1 protein-coding gene is annotated in these 255 nt (G+C 60.4%); it reads right to left on the bottom strand.

Annotation, left to right across the window (positions count from 1 at the left end; translation table 11 throughout):
• A partial coding sequence (locus MRBLMA1_RS20055) for a CobW family GTP-binding protein (RefSeq protein WP_363739294.1) occupies positions 1-240 on the bottom strand: 240 nt, incomplete at its 3' end.
• Positions 241-255 lie beyond the last annotated feature (15 nt).

The raw sequence follows: 255 nt of genomic DNA, 5'->3' as shown, positions 1-255 counted from the left end.
GATGAGGTCGCCAAAGACCGTGCAGCACAGGCAGCCATTTTCCAGCACCATGATCGTATCGTCGCTCGCCGTGGTGAGGGCGTGATCGATCCCGATCTCTCCAAACTCGTTTATGATCACGGCGGTGCGCGTCATCGCCGGATCGCGCAGGGCGCGATTGAGCAATGTGGTCTTTCCGCTGCCGAGAAAGCCGGTCAGCACTGTGACCGGCGTCCTCATATCCTGTTTGGGAGTCAGCATGCGCGCGCTCAGGCA

This window comes from Sphingobium sp. LMA1-1-1.1 (assembly GCF_040676365.1).
Lineage (GTDB): Bacteria > Pseudomonadota > Alphaproteobacteria > Sphingomonadales > Sphingomonadaceae > Sphingobium.
The sequence above is the reverse complement of the archived record's forward strand: the minus strand, read 5'-3'. Positions and strand labels throughout refer to the sequence as shown.